Source organism: Neobacillus sp. D3-1R, assembly GCF_052180215.1.
GTDB lineage: Bacteria > Bacillota > Bacilli > Bacillales > Cytobacillaceae > Pseudoneobacillus.
Genome location: NZ_CP197471.1, coordinates 1626469 through 1644327, shown reverse-complemented (window position 1 = coordinate 1644327; position 17859 = coordinate 1626469). Strand labels below are relative to the sequence as shown.

Sequence of the window (17859 nt, the reverse complement as noted above, 5' to 3'; positions counted from 1 at the left end):
CAATCCTCTCCTAACGAGCTAACTCTTTTTCTTTCTTAACCACACTCGTTTGTTTTGTCCGCCTCCACTTTATGTTTTTTATTGTCCCTACAATTCCAAGCGGGAAAAACATAACTGCCAATATATATATGATTCCGAAGAAAATAATCCATCTTTCAAAAATCCAATGCTCTTTAGCAAGTGCCGTTAACCAATGATGGGCAAACTCGATGAGACCTGCACCAATTATCGCACCAACTAACGTTCCAACTCCTCCGATTATCGTCATCAGTAAGGCATCGAGTGTAATATCCATTGTAAAAACACTGGTATTCACGAATCGTAAGGAAATCGAATATAAAATTCCAGCTAATCCAGCTATAACCCCAGAAAAAATACTAGCAATAATTTTATAATGTAATACCTGGTATCCTAGTGACTCTGTTCTTTGTTCATTCTCTCTAATTGCTTGTAAAACTCTGCCTAGCGGAGAATTCGTAAATCTTTTTAAAATAAAAAACAGTAGGACCATACTTAGCAAACAAATCAAATAGAAATCTGTTCGATCTTTCAAAAATTCAGGTACGCGGAAGGTAAAACCATCATTCCCATACGTTAAAGTTCTCCACTTTTCTGCTAGCACGAGGAACAAACCTGACAATGATAAAGTTAACATCGCATAAAAATGGCTTTTTAATCTTAATGTTAATAAACCAACAAAAAAACTAATAATTGCTGTCAATACAATGGTTGTAATAATGGCTAACACAAAGTTAACTGTTGTTGCTTCAAATCGTTTCATAAAGATTCCTATCGAATACGCACCAATACCAAAAAACATCGCATGGCCGAACGAAACGATACCTGTATAACCAAGCAATAAGTCATAGCTCATGGCAAAGATAGAAAAAATAAATATTTGTGTCAACAAAATCAATAAACTCCGAGAATCATAGACAAAAGGTATGAGGAGTAAAAAGGCTGCAAAGAGAAGATAAATACCATTCATGCGATTGTTATGGATCCATTTCATTTCTTTCACCCCTTCATTCCAAATAATCCTTGTGGTCTAAAAACTAATACTACAGCCATCAATAACATATTTGCCGCTAAAGCTAAATCTGGAACATAATAGGCCATAAAAGACCCTGATAAACCCACTAATGCAGCTGCTAATAGGGATCCTTTGAAACTTCCCATTCCACCAATAACCACTACAATAAAGGCTAATATCGCGAATTCTAATCCCATTTCAGCATGGATAACTCCTGAATAAGGCCCAAGTAAAACTCCACTTAAAGCAGCCATACCTGCCCCTATCATAAAGACAAACATAAAAACTCTTTTAATATTTATTCCGAGTGCCTGAACCATCTCTTTATTCATCACACCCGCTCGTACAACCAAACCTATTTTGGTTTTTGATAGCATATATTGAACTGCTGCAAATACAAGAAGCCCGACAAATATGATAAACAATCGATATTTAATAATGATAACCCCACCGATATCCCAGCTACCCGCTAAATAGGAAGGAGGATTGGCTGAAATTTGATTGGGTCCCCAGATCACTTTTAACATTTCGGATAATACAAGCATTAGCCCTAACGTAATTAAAATTTGTTGAACATGATTTCCATATACGGGTTTGATAATCCACTTTTCTGTTAGAATACCAAGCAAAAACCCTACTAATATGGCACCGATTATCCCTATCAAAAAGCTGCCAGTTTGAGAATATATCCATATTCCGCTATACGCTCCCCAGGCGAATAATCCACCATGTGCAAAATTAAGAACATCCATTAAACCAAAGATTAGTGTTAACCCTGCAGCTAATAGAAAAACTAACATACCTGTAGCTAATCCGTTCAATGATAAATTCAACAATACTTCCAAAGTTGGCCCTCCTTTCTATGCAATTCCTAAATATTTTTTCCGCATTTCGGTGTCTTGTTTTAATTCATACATTTCTCCATTACTTACAGTTCTTCCATCATCTATAATGTAAAAACGATCCCCAATTGTACTTGCCATCATAAAATTTTGTTCCACTAGTACAATTGTTGTTTGATTTTTCATCTGAACAATTGATTCCATTACCTTTTCAACGACAATAGGTGCCAAGCCTTTACTAGGCTCATCAATTAATAATAATTCGTTATTATTAATATAGGCTCTCGCGATTGAAAGCATCTGCTTTTGCCCCCCACTTAGGAGTCCACCTGGTTTTTTCCAAAACTTTTTCAAATCGGGAAAAAGATCCAAAATATAATTCATTCTAGCATTTGTCTCTGCATCGTCTTTTTGAATAGCCACCCTCATATTTTCCTCAACGGTTAAACCCGCAAAGATCCCCTGGTCTTCCGGTACATATCCAATTCCTTTTTTTGCAACGGTGTAAGTAGGTAATTTCTGAATTTCTTCTCCTTTAAATGTAATTGTCCCCTTTGATGCAGGATTCAACCCCATAATAGTCCGTAAAGTGGTTGTCTTACCTGCTCCATTCCTCCCTAAAAGGACGGTTACTTCACCTTTTTTCACTTCAAGGGACACACCTTGCAGGATATGGTATTGACCAATATAGGTCTCAATTCCATTAAGTTTTAATAAATCACTCATCATAAAGGCCCCCTAAGTATGCTGACTGAACCAACTCATTTTGCATAATTTCTTCAGGTGTTCCATCAGCTAGTAATCTGCCATTGAATAACACCATTACTGAATCCGATAAATCGAGAATCATGTCCATTTTGTGCTCGATTAAAATGATGGTTCGATTTCCCTGCTCCTTTATTTTTCGGATAACCTCTAAGATAGCCGGAACTTCCTCTAATGACATTCCAGCAGTTGGTTCATCTAATAATAAAATCTCTGTTTCTAAAGCTAAGAGCATAGCAATCTCTAACTTTCTTTTTTCCCCATGTGCTAAATTTTTAGCTATCGAATCCTTTTTATCCTCTAACAAAACCAATCTTAACCACTCAATTCCCTTAGCCTCATACTCCTCGAATCTTTTAAAATGCGAAAACATCCTATAGCGATTACCTGCCTGAGATTGAACCGCTAAACGGACATTTTCGAGCACCGTTAAATTAGGAAACACATTCGTAATTTGAAATGACCTGCCGATTCCTTCGCGGGTTCTTTTGGTAGGACTATATTTCGTTATATCTTTTCCATTCAAATGTATGGATCCACTTGAAGGCATTAATTGTCCACTTAATAAATTAAAAAAAGTCGTTTTTCCTGCACCATTCGGTCCGATAATCGATTTAAAATGATTTCGAGGAACCGAGATTGTGACCTTATCAACGGCAGTATGACCACCAAAGGTAATCGTAAGATCTTTCGTTTCAATTAAAGTTGTCATACATTCACCCCACTTATAGAAATAATGAACTTCGGTAGACAATACCGAAGTTCATTTTTTGTTTTAATCAAGCTTAGTTTCTGATTGGAGGAGCAGTTTCCTCAGGCGTTAATTCACGGATTAATTCAGGAACTGGATATGGAACTCCATCCTTTTTCACCAATTTAATCGCATATAAGCTTTGTAAGGCTTGGTGATCCTCTGGACGGAATGTCATAGTACCTTTTGGCGTTTCAAAGCTCATTCCTTCCATTGTGCTAATTAGTGTATCTGCATTCGCATCCCCTTCAGTTTTCTTTAAAGCTTCTACAATCGCAATCGCAGCACTCATACCACCCGGAGTAAATAAGTCTGGTACTTCCCCATTAAAACGCTTTTTATGCTCATCTACTAACCATTTATTAATATCATTTTGCGGTAGGTCATGATAATAAACGGAGAAACCTTCCATGCCTATTAAAGCTTCCATTGTAGCTAAAGCTGGAATATCTGGAGCACCTGTAGAAATTTTAATTCCTTTATCTTGTACCTTCATATCAGCAATTTGGTTCCAAGGCGAATTAGCCCCCGCCCAAATAACAAATAGATAATCTGGTTTAGCATCAATGATCTTTTGAATATTAGAAGTAAAATCTGTTGCAGCAGGATCCGCATATTCTTCATGAATAATTTCTGCTCCAAGTTTTTCAGCAGCCTCTTTGAATGCCGTTACACCATCACGTCCAAATGAATAATCTGGAGCTAATGTAGCAATCTTCACACCCTCTTTAGCAATCGCCGCCGCACCCGCTACCGCATCCTGAGAAGAATTACGACCTGTGCGGAAAATATACTTATTGAACTCTGATCCTGTAATACTATCTGCGACAGCCGGTTCTACAACCATAATTTTTTCATATTCTTCCGCTAATGGAAGGACAGCTAAAGTATCTCCTGAGCTGGAAGATCCAACTAAGAAATCAACACCATCTTCTTCTAATAACTTGGTTGCCTTTTGAACAGCGACCTCTGGTTTTGTTTCAGTATCTTCAATAATTACTTGAATTTTTCTACCTGCCACTTCGTTTGTTCCGCCGGTTGCATATTCTAATCCAAGTTCAAATCCTTGAATCGTTTGTTTTCCGTAGGATTCAAGTCCACCTGTTTGTGAAGCAAGTAGTCCAATTTTGATAGGCTCTGTATTTTTCACTTCTGTTTTGTTCTCACCATTGTCCTTTGGTTCCTCAGAGGTTTTCTCTGAACTGGAACTACATGCACTTGTAAAAATCATTAAAAAAGCTAGCAACTGAATAAAAACCATTTTCCGTGAGAATATTTTCACTTTATTTCCCCCTTATTTTTTTGAAAACTCAAAAACTTTAACTTAATCATATTAGGGGACAGTTACAAAAGAGTTACAGACAAGAAAAGCGCAAGCGCCTTGGTTAGCCCCGACAAGCAAATGTTCTCTAGCGTAAGAAGTCTGAACTTTGACTTCTTACGCTAGAGGTTATTTGACCTCGAGGGGCTAGGCGCTGGAGCTAGACAATTTTCGAAATCCCAAAAAGTTATACTATCTTACCTATAAGTAAAAGCCAAAGTGAATTTTCACTTTGGCTATATTTTAATATATAATTTCCTCATGGAATTTGGATGACTCAATGATCATTTCGTACATGTGTCTGGTCGGTTCTAATGGGCTTACACCTAATTCCTCTTCTAATATTTCAATGCATTTTTCATACCATTTTATTGCTTGTGGTCGGTTATTTTTTCTATAAAAACAATACATTAAAAGTCGATAAGCTTCTTCCCAAGTCCGGTCCCTTTCTAAAATTCTCTCACACCAAAAAATAGCAGAGTCATAGTTTTCTTTACGAACATAGATCTGTGCCATTTTCTCAGCTCCACGTAAAAAGAAAACAAGCATTCTCTCTCTTTTATTAATACACCAATCCTCGTATCTTCGCTCTGATAGGTACTCTCCTTTATATAGACTTATCGCTTTTTCTAATAAAGGTAAGGTTTTTTCAACATCCATTTCCTTTAATCCAGTCTGAATCCATTCTTGAAATTGATTGGTATCTAATTCGATAGAAGCCAAGGGGTTTAATCCGTAGGTACTACCTTCACGAATAATAAAGAAAGGTGTGGACCTAGCTTTTCTACTAGGCTCTAAAACATTATTTAGAGCATTCATAGCGACTTTAAAGTCCCTTTCTGCACTCTGTTTATCTTGATTAGGCCACAATATTTGAGTGATTTCTTCCTTCGCAATAAACTGTTCAGGATTCGTAATAAATAGTTGGAATAACTCTTTTGCTTTTTCACGTTGCCAATCTCGTTCGCCTATTTCCTTTTCACCTAACCAGATTCGAAATGGTCCTAGAGTTTGGATTCTTAACGAGTAACCCGGGTGAGATTCCAAAGCTTTCATTCCCATATCCTGTAATAGTTTTAAAATGAATGATCGCTCGATATTTTCTTTATCGCATTGCAACAATAACGGGATGAACATTTGTAAATCTCTCGGACCGAAAGTAGTTCTTTTGTGCAAGAAAAATTCAAAACCATTCATTTGGATATTTTTTAAAAAGGAATTTATTTCTTCCTGAAATGAACCCAGCTCCTTATTTCGAAAAAACACATATGATTTCCAAAAATGACATAACATTTCGCCATAAATATCCCTGCATTCTTGAAATTGCCGTTCGGCTTTTTCTAAGTACTGCAGTGCTTCTATTAATCTTTCATTATAAATACATGCGATTCCCGTACTAAGAATGATTAAGGAGGACAGCCAATAATCTTTCACACTTTCTGTTTCATCAAGCGCTTTTCTGCCTGCCTCCATGGCTCTTTCATACTCTCCATTCGCTCCGTATAAAGCACAGAGTCCCATTAATGGCTCCGCTTTTCCCCTTGCTACTTGTATCTGATCCATCATTTCCAATGCCGTTTCGTAGCATTCCTTAGAAATTTGCAAATCATATTTATCCAATATTTGAACAGCATGCCCCATACGAATCCAGCCACATGCTTCTACAAACGGAGCCTTCATTTTAATACCAAGTTGAATCCCTGATTGTGCTAAATCTTTCGCTTCAGTCCCATTTCCAGTAAAGGAAGCTATTAAAGAAAGTAATAAATCTGTTTCGCGATGTGACTGTGGGAGAACGGTTGCGTTTTTAACATGATAACTTTCCTTTTTCTGCATTAATGTATTTTTTGCTTCATCAAATCTCCCTGTTCTTAGGTAAATCCTAGCCTCTAAATTACTATCTAAAAGAGAAACTTGATGAGTCTTGGCACGATTCAGCCATTTTTCTGATTTTACTGTTTTTCCTGAGTTTAATAGATTTTCCGCTAATAAGTGATATAATTTTCCTGTTTCTTCTGATGATTGAACTGTACTTGTTTCACGTAATTGAATGGCTTCATATAGTAATCTTTCCGCTCTGTGAGGTTGAATGGTATCAAGGTAAATCTTTGCTCTGCCTTCTAATACCCTACTCATTCCAACTAAGTTCTTTTTATTTTCATACAAACTATAAGCTTTTTGATAACAGGCTTCAGCTTCAGAATACTTCGAACGATAACGATGTACTTCTCCTTGTAAATACCAAAGATATTCATACCTACTTTTGTCCCGATCAGGAATTTTTGCAAGATGTTCGAGTAAACTTTCTAATTTCCCCGTTTCTAACATTTCCTTCCCTTTCTCCTGAAGGATTGATGCAATGGCGGAAAACTGATTGATTTTTTTATAATGACTAAGAGCTGCTTCCCACATGCCTCTTCTTTCAAAAACTCTAGCACTTTTTTCATGGAGGGTAGAAAATAGCCCCGGTTGTTTATCCTTTAACTGCATTTCTAAAAATTCCTTAAATAGTGCATGAAATCGATATTGCTTATCCCCTATTTTTTGTATAAATAAATTTCTTTCAATTAGTTGGTCTAATAATGCGGAGGCACCAGCAATTCCGACGATTTCATTGCAAATTTCTTCTGTTAATTCTTCTAAAACACAGGTTTGCTCAAGAAATTGTTGAATGATTAACGGTTGCTTTGAAAAGACCTCCATCGCTAAATATTGGAATAAGTCATTATGTGATGAATGCTCGTCAATTTCCATAAAACGATCATGAAATGGACCTTGTTGAGCAATCATACATAACGCAATTACCCACCCCTCTGTCAGCTTATATATACGTTCTAAATCTGAAACAGGTAATTCTATTCCATAGTTATCAATTAGTAATAGTTCCATCTCTTCTATTGATAAAATTAAATCTTCTTTTGTAATTTCTAAGAGGTGACCCATTACTTTCATTTTTGTTAACTGTTTCCAAACTGGTCGACTTCGACTAGAAATAACAAAATGTATATGAGAAGGAATATGCTCAAGGAAGGTTTCCATCCAACGATTTACTGTGTAGGAGTGTTCAATTTGATGAAAGTCATCCAAAATGACCGTCACATCCTCTTGAATCGTAAGAAGTTCATTAATAAATAAGGAACAAAGTAGATTAATCTCCTCTTCCCGAATATATCGATCTAATTGATTAATAAATGTCAAAAGCTCCGTACCAAAGTTCGAGTGAATTCCGCGTATTGCGTATGTTAGATAAGTTAAAAACGGGAGAATATCATCATCCATAGAAGATATCGAATACCAACAGCCTACTTGTTTTTCGTCTGTTAAAAATAATGAAAGCGCTGTACTTTTTCCGTAACCTGCACCAGAATGGATCAGAGTTAATGGATATTCCTCTATCTTTTTTAGTTTTTTTGTAAGTTTGGCTCTTCGAAGAAAATCATCTTTGACGGCAGGCACAATGAGTTTTGTTTTGATTATTGGAATCTTCAATTCGTAGCCTCCCTATTTTTTACTTTTTTTAATATTTACACTATTTTACCATATTTGGATAAAAAAAAAGAACTGATTCCAAAAAGCAGTTTTTTCATCTGCTTTTTTAGAATTAGTTCCTACAACCCTACTTTACTATTAGAAATAACGAAGATTGCTTTTTATTCATTACATTAGTTTGTACTGTGCTAATTGCTCTCCCCAAGGTGCTATTTCTGTTTCAATAAATCCTGCTTTTTTATAGGTATATCGAGCACCTGCATTTTCTGGATGATACCCTATCATAATCACAGGGATATGTGCAGAATTATTTTGCTTGATGTTTTCAATTACTTTTTGAACTGCTTGATGACCAAATCCCTGCCCTTGATAATTACTATCAACCATCAAACGATATATCCAGTAATTTCCATCCTCAGGATCTATACCAAACATCGTAAAGCCTATCATTCTATCTTCAACAAATATCCCCATTGCTTGAAAATTTTCTAAGAACTGAACCTCTGCTATAGAGTATAAATTAGAAGCCATAAACACTTCTTGTTCCTTATTAACCTTCAACTCAATGGCATCGTGCCAATTTTCATTTGTTATCGGTTTAATTGTAATCATTTTAACTTCGCTTCCCCCATTTTACTTTTTTCTATTTTATTTTTTTATTAAGGATCATGAATTCGATTCTAGTACTTTTGTCTAAAATTCTTTCATTTTCATCATATCAAAACATTTGATATTCACTTGAAAAATTATCATTTTTTTCCACTTCTTAAACAAAAAAACTAGGAAGTTTAACCTTCCTAGTAAACTTTTATTCCTCTTCAACACCAAGTAAGAAATCAGGATTTAAATCTTCAAATTCTTCGTCATCTAAATCAGTTCCCCACTCATCGTCACAGTCCTTGCATTCATCACGGTAAACCTTCACACAAACCTTTGTTTCACCGATAACTTCTACAAGAAACTCTCTTTCAACGTGAACAATTATTTTGTTCCCATTTGGTGAAATAACTGCTTCCACACAATTTGGCTGCTGTAGTACACGAGCGATGATTTCTTGATCATCTAAACAATCAGGATCACGGTATTTTAGCTTAATGACATCAGTATAGGAAACGCGCTCCGTCACAACTTCTGTTTTTGTATTATCGTTATAGGAGTACCAAACGTTAATGTCATAGTGACCACAAATTTCTACCGTTTTACCGACTTTTTTCGCCTCGTATTTATGGTTGATGATCCAACAGCCAAGTATGCTATTTGGATTATGTTCTGGGCGAATCGTGTGATTGGACTGGGTAAATTTTCGTCCTTTCGCTACGACCGCTTTCGCAAAAATCTCTCTGTATTCTCCCATATCGAGCGAACCCTCCTCATTCATTTTCATTTCATCCTATGCGGGACAATAGACTAGTGTGCGATATATTTTTTCAAATACTGGATAAAAGTTTAGTCATAATTCATCTTATGCTTTTCTAGGTGGGATGTTCCTAATCAAACATATCCCTTTTTTCTTTAACATCATATGCCGATTCGCAACAGTTAGAATGCATGAAAAATGAATAAGTTGCCAATGAAACTTTAAACAAAAAAAACAGGCTACTTATGTAGCCTGCACTCATTTTCTATTCATGATCGTGATCGCAGCCGTGGTCACAGCTTCCTTCATTTTTTAAACTTGCACCTGTTTCACCACGAAGTACGTCTCCACCAGTAGATGCAATAAGTTCATCTGTTACCGTATTGGAGATGGTATTTGCAATTAATTGAAGTAAATCATTTACTTCTAATTGTGATTGTTTAAATTCAGACACAATTGGAATCTCATCAAGTTCTTGTTCAATAGAAGCAATTTTATCCTCAACACGCTTTAATGCTTCCGGTTTACCATAATGCTGTAAATTCACTGCTTGTTTTTGTAATCCTTTAATATCAGAAATCAAAAGGCCAATTTTTTCATTATCGTGTATTTGAGCTTCTGCACGTTTGAAAAAATCAACTTCTTCTGTTTCAGCAATCATTTTTGCAATTTCTTTAGCGCGAGCTATGATATCATCTTTTGTATATTTAGCCAACCTATTTCACCTCAATTAATTCTTCAACCATTTCTCCGTTTAATGACCATGTTTTTGCTTCATTAATTTTTACTTTTACAATTTTACCAATAGCTGTTTTTGGACCTTTGAAGTTAACAAGTTTATTTTTAGTTGTATAACCTGCTAAAACTTCAGGATTATTTTTACTTTCCCCTTCAACAAGAACCTCTACGATTTGACCTTCGTATTTTTTCATTGCCTCAGCAGATAGCCCATTTACTAAATTATTTAAACGTTGAAGACGTTCCTTTTTCACTTCCATTGGTACGTTGTCTTCCATTTTTGCTGCTGGAGTACCCTCACGTGGTGAGTAGATGAAGGTATAAGCTAATTCAAAACCTACTTCACGATACAAGGATATTGTTTCTTCGAATTGCTCATCTGTTTCATTTGGGTATCCAACAATAATGTCTGTTGTAAATGAAACATCAGGTATAGCCGCTTTAATTTTACGAACTAACTCCAAATATTGTTCACGAGTATATTTACGAGCCATAATTTTTAACACATCTGTAGACCCTGACTGAACTGGTAAGTGGATATGGTTCATTAAGTTTCCACCTTTTGCTAACACCTCAATCAAACGATCATCGAAATCACGAGGATGACTTGTCGTAAAACGAATTCGAGGAATATCAATTTTACGAATTTCCTCCATTAAGTCACCGAGTCCATATTCTATGTCCTCGAAGTCTTTACCATATGCATTTACGTTTTGCCCTAAAAGAGTAATTTCTTGGTATCCTTGGGCCGCTAACTGACGAACCTCTTGAATGACGTCCTCAGGTCTACGGCTTCTCTCTTTCCCGCGTGTATAAGGCACAATACAATATGTACAGAATTTGTCACATCCGTACATGATGTTAACCCAGCCCTTAATGTTACCACGACGAACCTTAGGAAGATTTTCAATAACATCTCCCTCTTTTGACCAAACCTCAATGACCATTTCTTTTGACATGTATGCTTCATGAAGAATATTTGGTAAGCGGTGAATATTATGTGTTCCGAAAATCATATCTACTTGCTGATACGTTTTAAGAATTTTGTTTACGACCGATTCTTCTTGTGACATACATCCGCAGACACCTATTAATAAATCTGGGTTATTTTTCTTTAAGTGTTTCAAGTGACCAAGCTCACCAAAAACTTTATTTTCAGCATTTTCGCGAATTGCACATGTATTTAAAAGAATGACATTAGCATCTTCCACCGTATCGGTTGGTTCATAGCCAAGTGCCATAAAAATACCTGCCATTACCTCTGTATCATGTTCATTCATTTGGCACCCATATGTGCGAATATAAAATTTACGCCCATTACCCATGCCACGGTATTCCTCTGAAATTTGGAAGTCAGATTGATACTTTACTTCCTCTTTCCCACGCATTTTTGCATCCTTTAATGAAGGTGCTTGGAAAACAGTCTCAAAGTATTTGCTGTAGTCCTTGGCGGATTTTTTGTCCGAAGAATTAACAGTCTCTACTTGCTGAGATTCTGTACGTTGCTTTTCATTCATCTTAGGTAAATCCCCTTTCTTGTATCATAAATTTCTTATTAGAAATTATTATTAAAAAACAAGAGTCATCATGCTTTTTCTATCAGCACATTATAATAGTATAAAGGTTTTTCAGTCTTTAAACAATAGATAAACTAGGGTTGAAAAGGGATATCATTTCACCACAATATTTTTATTCTATTGGAATCAATGGAATTTGAAAGTGACATTTGTCACGTTGTAAACATTCTTTGTTAAAATTGGCAATGATTATTATTCATAATAAGAGAATATCAAGTCCATACTAGATTCAAACTGTATGTATGGAGGTCATAGGCTATGACAGATAGATATGAGAATGAAGTTTTTGGTTTTGGTATCGCTACCAATAATACAGCTAATGGAGCGACAAAGTTATCGGAAGACAGATATGAAATTTATGTGAACGAAGATTTTGTTGGATATAAATCATTACACAATGTAAGTGATCAAATATCAGATGTTGATGATTTTATAAAAAGCCAGGGGATCGTAGAATTCAAAGGACAACTTGAAGGAGACCATTATTACATAAATGGGGAGAATCCCGAAAGGCTAAAAGATATTTTATCTATCTATTGCCGAAATAGATAATTTAGTTTTTTGATTATCCTTCTAAATTAGGGAAACCTATTAGTAGGAGGGATTATCATGGCAAGAAGACGAAATAAAATACTTGTACCAGAGGCAAGAAGTGGTTTAGATGCCTTAAAAGCTAGAATTGCCAATTCTCAAAATCCTGAGGATGCCAAGTTTGAAGCAGCTGAAGAAATTGGAGTTCCACTAAAAGAGGGCTACAATGGACAACTAACTTCCTATCAGGCAGGCAAAGTTGGCGGCAGATTAGGTGGGAGTATGGTCCGAGAGTTAGTCAAAATGGCACAAGAAAACCTATCCAAAAAGCAATAAAAATGGACCTCTTTTTTCTTGAGGTCCATTTTTATTTAGGCTCTTTTCTAAAACTTTATTGTTTTTCTAATTTATTGAAAAGGAGTTTACAGTGTGGAATATAAAATTCGTCTATAAATCAATATGCCTTTGCCCAATAAACCATCTGTTTAGATTCTTTTCCACAACATAAACAAGTGTCCGCTACTTGTTCTTGCTCAAACGGAATACAACGAGAAGTTGCCCCTGTTTCTTCCTTTACTTTATCTTCACAAGCTCTATCCCCACACCACATGGCTTTAATGAAACCTGGTTTTGTTTCGAGGATATGATTTAATTCATCCAGTGTTTTAGCATGTAAAGTTCTATTTTCGCGGTGTTCTTTTGCTTTATTATACAGATTTGTTTGGATATCATTTAGAATCTCAACGATTTTAATCTCTAGATCATCCAGAGCAACGATTACTTTTTCACCTGTATCACGTCTTGCCAAAATCACTTGATTATTTTCAATATCTTTTGGACCTACTTCTAATCGAAGAGGGATTCCTTTCATTTCATATTCATTGAATTTCCAACCGGGTTTCTTGTCACTTGCATCAATGCCCACTCGAACATTTTTATTTAATTTATTTTTTAATTCATAAGCAAAATCAAGTACGCCTTCTTTATGCTGTGCAATTGGAACAATCATTACTTGAGTTGGAGCCACTTTTGGCGGAATGACCAAACCACGGTCATCTCCGTGAACCATAATCATTGCACCAATAATTCGAGTCGTAAAGCCCCACGATGTTTGTTGAACATATTGGAGATTCCCCTCTTGGTCTGTGAATTGAATTCCAAAGGCTTTAGCAAATCCATCCCCTAAATGGTGTGATGTTCCTGATTGAAGTGCTTTTCCATCATGCATAAGACTTTCAATCGTATAGGTGAATTTAGCCCCTGCAAATTTTTCCTTTTCCGTTTTTTGACCTTTAATGACTGGGATCGCCAGTATATTTTCACAAAGTTCAGCATATACATCTAACATTTTTTTTGTTTCTTCATGTGCCTCTTCATCGGTAGCATGACATGTATGCCCTTCCTGCCATAAAAATTCTAAAGTCCTTAAGAAAGGACGCGTTGTTTTTTCCCATCTAACTACATTTGCCCACTGATTATAAAGCTTAGGTAAGTCTCGATAAGAATGGATGATATTTTTATAATGCTCGCAAAATAGCACCTCTGAGGTTGGACGAACGCACCATCGTTCTGTTAATTCCTCCGAACCTCCATGCGTGACCCATGCTACTTCTGGTGCAAAGCCTTCAATATGATCCTTTTCCTTTTGTAATAGTCCTTCAGGGATAAAAAGAGGCATATAGACATTCTCATGACCTGTTTCTTTGATACGAGCATCCAATTCATTTTTAATGTTATCCCATAGAGCATAACCATATGGGCGGATAATCATTGACCCTCGAACACTTGAATAATCGATTAAGTCTGCTTTTGTAACTACATCTGTATACCATTGGGCAAAATCTTCTTCCATACCCGTAATATCTCTTACAAATTCCTTTGCCATTGCTACACCTCATTATATTTTAAAAATAAAAAAAGCCTTGATCACAAATAAGGGACCAAAACTTGGCGGTACCACCCTAATTTGCAAAGCAAAGCTTTACACACTTTCCATGATAACGGATATTATCCGCTTCAATCTGTTCGATTGAGAACTCGAAGGCAGGTTCAAATGATGTCTTTGGGAATCTTGCACCAAATAATTCCCTCTCTGTAAAAGACAGTGACACTTTACTTATCCTTTTCAACGTTTCTGCATTATTATTTTTTGAAATTATATATTACGTTTATCCTTAATGTCAATAGACACACTATTTAGTTTTTACTTTTTTGGTGCTTCCATACCAAGCATCGCCCATTCCTCTTGCGATGGTCCATAAATCCCAGGTACATTTAGACCTGCTTGGCGCATTAATACCGTCATTTGACCACGGTGATGAATTTGATGTTGAATTAAAAACATTAACAATTGACCATTAGGCATTTCTTGACCAAAGAAGTCGACTGTTTCTTGTAGGGTTTCATCAGTCCACTGAGAAGTTATAGCTTCAAAAAATGCTTCACAAGCTTGCGCATAGCTATCAGCAATAAACTTTGCAGAACGTGGAACAGGATAATCCTCAGCTGATGCAACAAAAACCAAATCTGTCTGTGATGTCATAGCTCTGATTGCTGTCACAATATGCCAAGACACTCGACCTAAGTTCCAATTTTCTGGAGTTATCTCCTGTTGAAGTGACTCGTCTGTCAGCTGATTTAAAAGCTTTTGTGTTGCTCCCGCTTCATACATCCAGAATTGTAAAAACCCATTAATCGAATAAAACATCATAATCCCCCTTAAACTGTCTATCCTTTAATAATTCTGCACCAATCGTTTTTTTCCTTCTACCCATTAAATTATATATTTATATAAATAATATTTTGTAATAGCTAAATATTCTCTACTATAAGATTTAAATAGGGCCACAACAGGTGTTTTCGCTGGTAGTCCATGAACCAGTAATCCTTGATCTCTAGCAATCTGTTTCGCCCGATATATATGAAAGTCATTCGTGACAAGAATTCCAGTCTTAGAGCTATTTGGTATAACCTTTTTTGAATAATAGATATTTTCAACCGTATCCGTAGATTTGTCTTCTAGAATAATTCTGGTACTAGTAATGTTTTGTTCCATTAATCCTATTTTGATAGCTTCTGCTTCTGTTATATCTTCTCCTTCTCCTTGTCCCCCAGAGGCGATAGCGATTGTATTTGGATTATTCGTAAGATATTCCGCAGCTTTATCGATTCTGTATTGAAGAGCTAATGATGGAATTGTTCCCTTAACTCTTGCACCAAGAATGATGAGGTAATCGACATTATTAGGTGCTTTACTATCAATATTTTCTCTGATTTTTAAATGTAAAGAACCAAAATATATAACAACGCATAGAAATAGTAATCCAATTATGAGTCTTACTTTTTTCCTTTTTATCATTTCCTCATCCCTTTATATTTTTATAAAAATTTTCATTTAACTCTTGAATTAATTTCCATATTGATAATATAATGTAAATCAATATCATTATCATAACGGCTTTGATGAGAAAAAGTAAAATGATGTAATTTTTCACAGAGAGCTTCGGGAGCTGAAAAGAAGCAAAAATACTCATTTGAAAAATGGTCTCTGAGCTTCGTACTGAACGTATTTTTAGTATACAAGTAGGCTACGACAAGTGTTGGTACTTGTTATCAAAACCACAGTATAAAAACATTTTTTGTGTTTTAGTACTTGTAGAGACTATTGGTGTAAATCGATAGTGAATTAAGGTGGTACCACGAGAATATAACCTCGTCCTTATTGTTTGACTTTTATGTCGGACATAAGGATGGGGTTTTTTTATTTTTTAAAGGAGGAATTAAAATGAATATTTTTATTGGTGGTGCATGGCCGTATGCAAATGGTTCGTTACATCTGGGTCATATTGCTAGTTTGCTACCTGGTGATATATTAGCGAGATATTATCGAACAAAGGGAGAAAATGTTTTATACGTATCAGGAAGTGATTGTAATGGGACTCCCATTACCATTAAAGCTAAACAAGAAGGTTTTTCAATCAAGGAAATTGCCGATCATTATCATCAAGAATTTACAGATTGCTTTAAAAAACTAGGATTTTCCTATGATTGTTATTCAAGAACGGATGAATCTCAACATCATCAGATCGTTCAAGAAATTTTTTTAACCTTACAACAAAATGGTCACATTTATAAAAAAGAAGTAGAACAAACCTTTTGTGAAACTTGTGATCAGTTTCTCCCAGATCGTTATGTGGAAGGGGTATGTCCACACTGCGGAAATCAGGCTCGTGGGGACCAATGTGATTTTTGTTCTGCTATACTAGATCCCATTGATCTATTAGAGAAGACATGTAAACTTTGTGGAAACTCTCCAACTATTAAACAAACTGAACACTTTTATTTTGCTTTAAGTTCATTCCAGAAGGAGCTTGAAGAATATGTAGAACAGGCGAAGAATCAACATTCATGGCGTGAAAATGCACTTCAACTAACTAAAAGATATTTAAAAGAAGGTTTAAAAGACAGAGCCGCAACAAGAGATCTACCGATTGGAGTAAGTGTTCCTATTAAAGGATACGAAAAAAAGAAGATATATGTTTGGATAGAAGCTGTATCTGGATATTATTCTGCAAGTAAAAAGTGGGCAAAGGAAACAGGAAAAGATAACTCTGATTTTTGGAATGAACAGAGCAGGTCTTATTATGTTCATGGCAAAGATAATATCCCCTTTCATTCTATTATTTGGCCAGCTATTTTAATGGGAATTGGCAGTAAAGCTTTACCAACACATATTGTTTCAAATGAATATTTGACCGTGGAAAAAAAGAAACTTTCTACAAGTAGAAATTGGGCAGTTTGGGTCCCAGAGTTCTTAGATAAATATCATCCTGATTCTATTCGATATTTTTTAACCATTAACGCTCCCGAAAATCGAGATACTGATTTTTCTTGGCGAGAATTTATATACCGTCATAATAGTGAACTACTTGGAGCTTATGGGAACTTAGTGAACAGAACCTTCAAGTTTATAGAAAAATATTATAACAATACTATTCCAACAGGAATTATCGAGAAAGAGATTGAATCGGACATTCAACTGCTTTACAAAAAGATTGGAAATTGTATTGAGAACGCAGAATTTAAGGAAGCGCTGTCAGAAATTTTCACATCTATTAGAAAAGCAAACAAATTTTTCGACGAAGAGCAACCATGGAAAAAGATAGTTGAGGATAAACCTTATTGTGACCATACTATTTCCAATTGTGTTTATTTAATAGCGAATCTAACACAATTGCTCTCTCCTTTTCTTCCTTTCTCAACCAAAGAAGTTAAGGAAATGATGGGAGTGGAGAAATGGAATTGGAAACCTATTAATCGCTGTTCAAACAAACTTACGATTATTAGACCCCTTTTTGAAAGAATAGATCTTAAAATCATTGACGAGGAACTATTTAAATTAAGTAATCAAGTTAAATAATTCGTTTTAGTTGAAAAAGGGATATTATTCATCAAA

At 35.5% G+C, this 17859-nt stretch carries 16 protein-coding genes and 2 other annotated features; of the genes, 3 read left to right on the top strand and 13 right to left on the bottom strand.

From position 1 onward, the window contains the following. Positions 1 to 10: 10 nt before the first annotated feature. The 10 genes from ACSBPO_RS08335 to miaB all read right to left on the bottom strand — a co-directional run bounded on the left by ACSBPO_RS08335 (position 11) and on the right by miaB (position 11813). Positions 11 to 1012, bottom strand: coding sequence for a branched-chain amino acid ABC transporter permease (locus ACSBPO_RS08335; RefSeq protein ID WP_442599593.1), 1002 nt, complete (start codon positions 1010 to 1012; stop codon positions 11 to 13). A gap of 5 nt (positions 1013 to 1017) precedes the next feature. Continuing rightward, positions 1018 to 1878, bottom strand: a complete 861-nt coding sequence (locus ACSBPO_RS08330) for a branched-chain amino acid ABC transporter permease (RefSeq protein ID WP_442599592.1) — start codon at positions 1876 to 1878, stop codon at positions 1018 to 1020. Between the two features lie 15 nt (positions 1879 to 1893). After that, a complete protein-coding gene (locus ACSBPO_RS08325; protein WP_442599591.1) occupies positions 1894 to 2601 on the bottom strand; it encodes an ABC transporter ATP-binding protein in 708 nt (235 codons plus the stop codon). Next, entirely contained in the window at positions 2594 to 3352 is a 759-nt protein-coding gene (locus tag ACSBPO_RS08320; RefSeq protein ID WP_442599590.1) for an ABC transporter ATP-binding protein, read from the bottom strand. Before ACSBPO_RS08320 ends, ACSBPO_RS08325 begins: the two co-directional genes overlap by 8 nt. A 73-nt stretch (positions 3353 to 3425) precedes the next feature. Beyond that, positions 3426 to 4652, bottom strand: coding sequence for a substrate-binding domain-containing protein (locus ACSBPO_RS08315; RefSeq protein ID WP_442600331.1), 1227 nt, complete (start codon positions 4650 to 4652; stop codon positions 3426 to 3428). Between the two features lie 303 nt (positions 4653 to 4955). Then, positions 4956 to 8201 (bottom strand): BTAD domain-containing putative transcriptional regulator, encoded by a 3246-nt coding sequence (locus ACSBPO_RS08310; protein ID WP_442599589.1) that lies wholly within the window; start codon positions 8199 to 8201, stop codon positions 4956 to 4958. Positions 8202 to 8369: 168 nt separating this feature from the next. After that, positions 8370 to 8813 carry a GNAT family N-acetyltransferase gene (locus ACSBPO_RS08305; protein WP_442599588.1) on the bottom strand — a complete coding sequence of 148 codons (444 nt, stop codon included), beginning with the start codon at positions 8811 to 8813 and terminating at the stop codon, positions 8370 to 8372. A 196-nt stretch (positions 8814 to 9009) separates the two neighbouring features. Beyond that, complete coding sequence (locus tag ACSBPO_RS08300; protein ID WP_442599587.1) at positions 9010 to 9555, bottom strand: outer spore coat protein CotE; 546 nt, start codon at positions 9553 to 9555, stop codon at positions 9010 to 9012. Between the two features lie 268 nt (positions 9556 to 9823). After that, positions 9824 to 10273: a RicAFT regulatory complex protein RicA family protein gene (locus ACSBPO_RS08295; RefSeq protein WP_442599586.1), complete on the bottom strand. Its 450-nt coding sequence runs from the start codon at positions 10271 to 10273 to the stop codon at positions 9824 to 9826. A gap of 1 nt (position 10274) precedes the next feature. Next, positions 10275 to 11813: a tRNA (N6-isopentenyl adenosine(37)-C2)-methylthiotransferase MiaB gene (miaB, locus tag ACSBPO_RS08290; protein WP_442599585.1), complete on the bottom strand. Its 1539-nt coding sequence runs from the start codon at positions 11811 to 11813 to the stop codon at positions 10275 to 10277. Positions 11814 to 12131: 318 nt separating this feature from the next. Between miaB and ACSBPO_RS08285 the strand changes: the two genes are divergently transcribed. Together ACSBPO_RS08285 and ACSBPO_RS08280 are read left to right on the top strand one after the other, a co-directional pair. After that, a complete protein-coding gene (locus tag ACSBPO_RS08285) occupies positions 12132 to 12425 on the top strand; it encodes a hypothetical protein (RefSeq protein WP_442599584.1) in 294 nt (97 codons plus the stop codon). A 57-nt stretch (positions 12426 to 12482) separates the two neighbouring features. After that, the gene (locus ACSBPO_RS08280) at positions 12483 to 12740 is read left to right on the top strand and encodes a small, acid-soluble spore protein, alpha/beta type (RefSeq protein ID WP_442599583.1); all 258 of its coding nucleotides are present in this window, start codon (positions 12483 to 12485) and stop codon (positions 12738 to 12740) included. A 118-nt stretch (positions 12741 to 12858) separates the two neighbouring features. Here ACSBPO_RS08280 and proS read toward each other — a convergent pair whose 3' ends face one another. The 3 genes from proS to ACSBPO_RS08265 form a co-directional block, all read right to left on the bottom strand. Next, a complete protein-coding gene (proS, locus tag ACSBPO_RS08275; protein WP_442599582.1) occupies positions 12859 to 14289 on the bottom strand; it encodes a proline--tRNA ligase in 1431 nt (476 codons plus the stop codon). Positions 14290 to 14336: 47 nt separating this feature from the next. Then, positions 14337 to 14542: a binding site (T-box leader), on the bottom strand. Between the two features lie 65 nt (positions 14543 to 14607). Next, positions 14608 to 15111, bottom strand: coding sequence for a DinB family protein (locus ACSBPO_RS08270; protein ID WP_442599581.1), 504 nt, complete (start codon positions 15109 to 15111; stop codon positions 14608 to 14610). Between the two features lie 66 nt (positions 15112 to 15177). Beyond that, a complete protein-coding gene (locus ACSBPO_RS08265; RefSeq protein ID WP_442599580.1) occupies positions 15178 to 15762 on the bottom strand; it encodes a YdcF family protein in 585 nt (194 codons plus the stop codon). A 92-nt stretch (positions 15763 to 15854) separates the two neighbouring features. Next, positions 15855 to 16127, top strand: a binding site (T-box leader). Positions 16128 to 16188: 61 nt separating this feature from the next. Here ACSBPO_RS08265 and metG point away from each other — a divergent pair. Then, positions 16189 to 17823 (top strand): methionine--tRNA ligase, encoded by a 1635-nt coding sequence (gene metG, locus ACSBPO_RS08260; protein ID WP_442599579.1) that lies wholly within the window; start codon positions 16189 to 16191, stop codon positions 17821 to 17823. The last annotated feature ends 36 nt before the right edge of the window (positions 17824 to 17859 follow it).

Excerpts from the sequence above, each read along its gene's own strand:
- ACSBPO_RS08335 (WP_442599593.1), bottom strand. The coding sequence starts at position 1,012 with ATGAAATGGATCCATAACAATCGCATGAATGGTATTTATCTTCTCTTT.
- ACSBPO_RS08325 (WP_442599591.1), bottom strand. The coding sequence starts at position 2,601 with ATGAGTGATTTATTAAAACTTAATGGAATTGAGACCTATATTGGTCAA.
- ACSBPO_RS08320 (WP_442599590.1), bottom strand. The coding sequence starts at position 3,352 with ATGACAACTTTAATTGAAACGAAAGATCTTACGATTACCTTTGGTGGT.
- ACSBPO_RS08315 (WP_442600331.1), bottom strand. The coding sequence starts at position 4,652 with ATGGTTTTTATTCAGTTGCTAGCTTTTTTAATGATTTTTACAAGTGCA.
- ACSBPO_RS08305 (WP_442599588.1), bottom strand. The coding sequence starts at position 8,813 with ATGATTACAATTAAACCGATAACAAATGAAAATTGGCACGATGCCATT.
- ACSBPO_RS08300 (WP_442599587.1), bottom strand. The coding sequence starts at position 9,555 with ATGGGAGAATACAGAGAGATTTTTGCGAAAGCGGTCGTAGCGAAAGGA.
- miaB (WP_442599585.1), bottom strand. The coding sequence starts at position 11,813 with ATGAATGAAAAGCAACGTACAGAATCTCAGCAAGTAGAGACTGTTAAT.
- ACSBPO_RS08285 (WP_442599584.1), top strand. The coding sequence starts at position 12,132 with ATGACAGATAGATATGAGAATGAAGTTTTTGGTTTTGGTATCGCTACC.
- ACSBPO_RS08280 (WP_442599583.1), top strand. The coding sequence starts at position 12,483 with ATGGCAAGAAGACGAAATAAAATACTTGTACCAGAGGCAAGAAGTGGT.
- proS (WP_442599582.1), bottom strand. The coding sequence starts at position 14,289 with ATGGCAAAGGAATTTGTAAGAGATATTACGGGTATGGAAGAAGATTTT.
- ACSBPO_RS08270 (WP_442599581.1), bottom strand. The coding sequence starts at position 15,111 with ATGTTTTATTCGATTAATGGGTTTTTACAATTCTGGATGTATGAAGCG.
- ACSBPO_RS08265 (WP_442599580.1), bottom strand. The coding sequence starts at position 15,762 with ATGATAAAAAGGAAAAAAGTAAGACTCATAATTGGATTACTATTTCTA.
- metG (WP_442599579.1), top strand. The coding sequence starts at position 16,189 with ATGAATATTTTTATTGGTGGTGCATGGCCGTATGCAAATGGTTCGTTA.